At 68.6% G+C, this 6118-nt stretch carries 5 protein-coding genes; all 5 read left to right on the top strand.

Going from position 1 to position 6118, the window contains the following annotated elements; genetic code table 11:
* A partial coding sequence (locus J1C49_RS09305) for an ABC transporter ATP-binding protein (protein ID WP_227445541.1) occupies nucleotides 1-1713 on the top strand: 1713 nt, incomplete at its 5' end.
* Nucleotides 1714-1732: 19 nt separating this feature from the next.
* A complete protein-coding gene (locus J1C49_RS09300) occupies nucleotides 1733-3214 on the top strand; it encodes an aldehyde dehydrogenase family protein (protein ID WP_370639389.1) in 1482 nt (493 codons plus the stop codon).
* Nucleotides 3207-3866: a hypothetical protein gene (locus J1C49_RS09295; protein ID WP_227445540.1), complete on the top strand. Its 660-nt coding sequence runs from the start codon at nucleotides 3207-3209 to the stop codon at nucleotides 3864-3866. The genes J1C49_RS09300 and J1C49_RS09295 overlap by 8 nt, the downstream gene beginning before the upstream one ends.
* 9 nt (nucleotides 3867-3875) lie before the next feature.
* Nucleotides 3876-4616, top strand: a complete 741-nt coding sequence (locus J1C49_RS09290) for an SDR family oxidoreductase (protein ID WP_227445539.1) — start codon at nucleotides 3876-3878, stop codon at nucleotides 4614-4616.
* A 482-nt stretch (nucleotides 4617-5098) separates the two neighbouring features.
* A complete protein-coding gene (locus J1C49_RS09285) occupies nucleotides 5099-6109 on the top strand; it encodes a P1 family peptidase (protein ID WP_227445538.1) in 1011 nt (336 codons plus the stop codon).
* Nucleotides 6110-6118 lie beyond the last annotated feature (9 nt).

Raw genomic sequence — 6118 nt, 5'->3', positions numbered from 1 at the left:
CCCCCGCTTCTCACCATCGACGCGCTGTCACTGTCCATCCGGGGCAAGCCGATCCTGCGCGATGTGTCCCTGTCCATCGGTCCGGGCGAAATCCTCGCCCTGACCGGCGAAAGCGGCTCCGGCAAGTCCATGACCGCGTTTGCCACCATCGGGCTGACCCCGGACGGCACGGAAACGACTGGCCGCATCCTGCTCGGCGAGACTGACATCCTGCAGCTCTCGGAAAACCGCCTCTGCGACATCCGCGGCCGCGCCATCGGCATGATCTTTCAGGAACCGATGACCGCGCTGAACCCGGTCCAGACCATCGGACGGCAGGTGGCCGAAACCATCGAGATCCATGCCCGGACCGGCGCGCCCGGAGCGACGCCGCCCGTCCGGGCGGAGGAGCGGGCCGCCGAGGTGCTCGCGCGCGTCGGCCTGCCGCCCGACCGCGTGCCGCCGGACCGCTACCCGCATGAGCTCTCCGGCGGGCAGCGCCAGCGGGTGGTGATCGCCATGGCCATCGCCCTGCGCCCCGCATTGCTGATCGCCGATGAACCCACCACCGCGCTCGACGTGACCACGCAGGCCCAGATCCTCGACCTGCTCAAGGCCTTGGTGCGCGAAGAGGGCATGGGGCTGATGATGATCACCCACGACCTCGCCGTGGTCTCCGACATGGCCGACCGGATCGCGGTCATGAACAAGGGCGAAATCGTCGAAACCGGGCCCACCCGGACGCTCTTCGCACACCGCAAACACCCCTATACCCGCGCGCTGTTCGACGCCTCGCGCCACCGCGCCGACCTGCCCGCCGTCACACCGGGCTCCCCGCTTCTGACCCTCGAAAACGTCAGCCGCGACTACCTGTTGCCGCGCACAAGGCTCTTTGCCCCGCGCGCCAGTTTCCGCGCGGTTGCCGATGTCAGCTTCACCATCCACGCGGGCGAACGGGTCGGACTCGTCGGGGAAAGCGGGTGCGGCAAATCCACCCTGACCCGCGCGATCCTCGGGCTCGAACCGGTTCAGGCCGGCACGATCACCCTCGGCGGCGCGCCGGTCTGGACCGACGGGCATCCCAATCTCGCCGTGCGCCGCCGCATGCAGGTCGTGTTCCAGGATCCCTATGCCAGCTTCAACCCGCGCCACCGCGTCGACCGGCTGATCTCGGAGCCGTTCCACCTGCTCGAAACGAAACCCACGCCACCGGAACGCGCGGCGCGCATCGCTGAGGCCCTCACCGCCGTTGGCCTCAAACCCGAGGACGCGGGCAAATACATCCACGCCTTCTCCGGCGGACAGCGCCAGCGCATCGCCATCGCCCGCGCGCTGATCATCGAGCCCGACCTGATCCTGTTCGACGAGGCGGTCTCGGCGCTGGACGTGCGCGTGCGCGCTCAGATCCTCGACCTGATGGCCGCTCTCAGCCGCAGCCGCGGCCTGACCTATCTCTTCATCTCACACGATCTCAGCGTGGTGCGCTCGATCACCGACCGCGTGCTGGTGATGCGCGCCGGGACAATCGTGGAATCCGGCGATACCGAAACCGTTTTCACCAACCCGCAGCACCCCTATACCCGCGCGCTTATCGCCGCCGCCCCGACACTGCCCCCGGAGACGACCGCGCCAGCAACCCCGGACCCGCAAAACGGATCCGATGCGTCCGATGGCCAACGCCGGGCAGACAGCCCTCACGCCGACCCGTCCGGCCCCGCCCCCTCCTCCCCCTGACCTCATCACGGAGCCGCTCATGTCTTCCCCGAACACCGCCGCGCATGGGCAAGACCCCCTGCCCCCCTTGCCCTTCGACCCGGCCCGGATGCTGATTGCCGGGCACTGGCAGGCCGCGCCGGACACATTGCCGCTCAATGACCCGTCAACCGGGGCCACGATCGGCAGGATCGCCCGCGGTGGCGCGCCGGAGATCGACGCCGCGGTAGAGGCCGCCACCGCCGCCATGCAGGGCCCCTGGGGCGCGATGACGGCACTGGAGCGCGGCCGCATTCTTTCCCGCCTTGGTGCGCTTGTGCTCGCGCATGCGGACCTGCTCACCACGCTCGAGGCCCGCGATGTGGGCAAACCCCGCACGCAGGCGCGCGCCGATGCCATCGCGCTTGCGCGCTATTGCGAATTCTACGGCGGCGCCGCCGACAAGCTGATGGGCGAGACCATCCCCTATCAAAGCGGGTACACCGTCTACACCTTGCGCGAACCCCATGGGGTGACCGGCCATATCGTGCCGTGGAACTACCCGATGCAGATCATCGGCCGCTCGGTTGGCGCGGCCCTTGCGGCGGGCAATGCCTGCGTGCTCAAGCCCGCAGAGGATGCCTGTCTGACCGCGCTGCTCTTTGCCCATCTCGCGCAGGAAGCCGGCCTTCCCCCCGGTGCGCTCAACGTGGTGCCCGGGCTCGGTGCGGAAGCCGGCGCTGCGCTCGCCGCCCATCCCGGCATTCATCACATCAGCTTCACCGGCTCTGTCGCCACCGGTGCCGCCGTTCAGGCCGCTGCCGCCGCCAATGTCGTGCCCGTGACGCTGGAGCTGGGCGGCAAGTCCCCGCAGCTCGTGTTCGACGATGCCGATCTCGACCGCGCCCTGCCCTTTCTCGTCAATGCCGGGCTGCAGAACGCAGGCCAGACCTGCTCCGCGGCGTCCCGCATCCTGATCCACGACACGATCTTCGACACGGTCGCAGACCGCATGGCCGAAGCCTATCGCGCCAAGACCATCGGTCCCGCCGAAACCGACCCCGATATCGGCCCGCTCATCAATGCCCGCCAGCGTGATCGGGTCGCGGCCTTCCTGCACGACGGCGATGCCCTGCCGGTTCTGGCGCAAACGCCTGTGCCAAAGGACCTGCCGCCCGGCGGATATTACAGCGCGCCCACCCTGCTTGGCCCCGTGCCCTCCACGCATCGGCTTGCACAAGACGAGATATTTGGACCCGTGCAATGCCTGATCCCGTTCCACGACGAGGACGAGGCCATCGCCATCGCCAACGCCACGCGCTATGGTCTGGTAGCGGCGCTGTGGACGGAAAACGGGGGGCGCCAGATGCGTTTGGCGAAAAAGCTGTCAACCGGGCAGGTTTTCGTGAACAATTACGGGGCGGGCGGCGGCGTGGAATTGCCCTTTGGGGGGCGCGGCCTCTCCGGGCACGGGCGCGAAAAGGGCTTCGAGGCGCTCTACGGCATGACGAGTCTCAAAACGGTGGCAACCCATCATGGCTAAATTCTCCAAACCGGTGCTCTTCGGTCTGCTGGTAGCAGCAGGCGCGGTGATCACCGGTTTGCTCGGGGCCGCGCACAACCAGCTCAGCTTTTCGGTCGGGGCAAGCTATTTCCATGATGTCGCCTTTCCGCGTTCCGGCATCTCTGCCGACACCAACGAGCGGCTTGCCGCCGCCCTCGTGGGCTGGCGGTCCGGCTGGTGGATGGGCGCGCTGATGGGGGTGCCGGTCTTTGGCGCCGCGGCGCTGCTGCTGCCCCGGCGCAGCCTGGTGCCGGTGGGGGTCTTCGCCGGGGCCGTGACGCTGCTCTGGGCTTTGGGCGGCGCGATGATCGGGCTGGTGCTCGGCATGATCGCGCCGGGCTATGCCAGCCATCTGCCGATCCCCGAGGGCATCAGCGACACGGACGGTTTCCTGCGCGCGGCGCTGATGCACGAGGGCGCCTTCCTCGGCGCCATCATCGGTGTTGCCTTCGCATTGGCGACGGTGTGGCGCGCGCGGGTGGTGACGCTGCGCGCCCTGCGCGCCCGCCAGTCGGGGTCCCCCGCCGCCGTGCCAACCGCCGCCATGCCCGCCGCGGGCGCCGCACCAAACACCACCACCCCTTCCGACGCGCCGCTTCCCGATGAGACCCGCGGCCCAACCGACACCTGAGGATCCTCCATGCGCCTTTCCGGCAAGACCGCCATCGTCACCGGCGCCGCAAGCGGCTTCGGTCGCGGCATCGCCACCCGCTTTTGTGCCGAGGGCGCCGAGGTGCTTCTGGTCGATGTCAACGCTGACGCCGTGAAGGCCGCCAGCGCCGCGATCGGCGGCGTGCCGCATGCCGCCGATGTCTCGGACCGTGCCGATGTCACGGCGATGGTCGCGCGCGCCATCGAGACCATGGGCCATGTGGACATCCTGGTGAACAATGCCGGGGTCACCCATCTGCCCGCCCCGCTGGAAACCGTGACCGAGGAGGATTTCGACCGGGTTTTTGCGGTGAACTGCAAATCGGTCTACCTGACCGCGCAGGCATTGGTGCCGCATCTCAAGGCCCGCAAGACGGGCGCGATTCTCAACATCGCGTCAACCGCCGGCGTGTCGCCGCGCCCGCGTCTCAACTGGTACAACGCCTCCAAGGGCTGGATGATCACGGCCACCCGCGCCATGGCGGTGGAGCTTGCCCCGGACGGGATCCGGGTCAACGCGCTCAACCCCGTGGCCGGAGAAACACCGCTGCTCAAAAGCTTCATGGGTGAGGACACGCCTGAAATCCGCGCAAAATTCCTTGCAACCATCCCGCTCGGCCGTTTCTCGACGCCGGAAGACCTGGCCAATGCCGCGCTCTATCTGTGCTCGGACGAAGCGAGCATGGTCACCGGCGTCTGCATGGAGGTCGACGGCGGCCGCTGCATCTGAACTCCGACACGGCGGCTCCGGCGCGCCTCTTCAACAGCGCCCCATCCTCCCTTCTTCTGTCCGGAAATACTCCGGGGGAGGCACAGCTTTGCTGTGACGGGGGCAGCGCCCCCAATACCGCACCACAGCCGCCCTCGGCCCATCCTCTGCGCCGCAGCCACGCCCCTCCTTCTTCTGTCCCGAAATACTCCGGGGGAAGCCCTCGCCTGCGAGGGCTGGGGGCAGCGCCCCCAACACCGCGCCACAGCCGCCCCCGGCCCATCTTCTCCACCGCAGCCGCGCCCCCTTTCTTCTGTCCCGAAATACTCCGGGGGAAGCCCTCGCCTGCGAGGGCTGGGGGCAGCGCCCCCCAAGGTCTCCGCCCCTCCGCTCGAAACCGCCATTGACGCGATGCGCGCGGCTGCGGCGTCTCCGCACTTGATGCGCATGGAATGTGCATGGATTGTGCATGGCATGTGCATCCTTCAAAACAGCCTGTTTCCATGATCCCCGGACCCCGCAACCTGATCACCGACATCGCCGGCCTGCGCGTCGGCAATGCCGCCGACGCCGCCCTCAAATCCGGTGTGACCGTGCTCACCGCCGACGCGCCCTTTACCGCCTCCGTCGCGGTTCAGGGCGGTGCGCCCGGCACGCGGGAAACCGACCTGCTCGCGCCCGACAAGACTGCGCCGGGCGTCGATGCGCTGGTTCTGTCCGGCGGCAGCGCCTTTGGCCTCGCCGCGGCCCAGGGTGTCATGGATGCGCTGCACGAGGATGGCCGCGGCTTTGCCGTGCATGCCGCGCGGGTGCCGCTGGTCTCGGCCGCGATCCTGTTTGATCTGCTGAATGGCGGCGACAAGAACTGGGAGCTGAATCCCTACCCCGCCCTTGGCCGCACCGCCTACGGCAGTGCCGCGCGGGACTTCGCGCTCGGGACCGTCGGCGCCGGCACCGGAGCACAGACGGCCATGCACAAGGGCGGACTTGGGTCGGCCTCGCTTGTGCTCGAAGGCGGGATCACCGTGGGCGCGCTCGTCGCCCCCAATCCTCTGGGCTCCGTCACCACCCCCTCGGGCCGGCATTTCTGGGCACAGAACGCGGAATTCCATGGCGAATTCGGCGATCTTGGCCCTGATCCCGCGCGCGGTTTCCAACCGCTACCGGCAAGCCGCAAGGCCGCCGCGATGGCCCGGCAGGGCAACACGACAATTGCCATCGTCGCCACCGATGCGTCGCTCGACAAGGCCCAGTGCCACCGTATGGCGGTTGCAGCCCATGACGGCATCGCCCGCGCCATCCAGCCTGCCCACACGCCGATGGATGGCGACCTCGTCTTTGCTGCCGCAACCGGCGAGAAACCCCTGTCCGCGCCGGATCTCGAACTGGCCTGGATCGGTCATGCGGCCAGCCTGTGCCTCGCACGCGCCATCGCCCGTGCCGTCTGGGAGGCCACACCCGCACCGGCAGACACCCTGCCGACGTTGCGCGCGGAGCTTGGCCTCATCCCATAGACCCCGCGC

It is taken from the genome of Cognatishimia sp. F0-27 (assembly GCF_020667845.1).
GTDB lineage: Bacteria > Pseudomonadota > Alphaproteobacteria > Rhodobacterales > Rhodobacteraceae > JAFMPQ01.
Note: the sequence above shows the minus strand (reverse complement) of the source record. Positions and strands in the feature narration are given on the sequence as shown.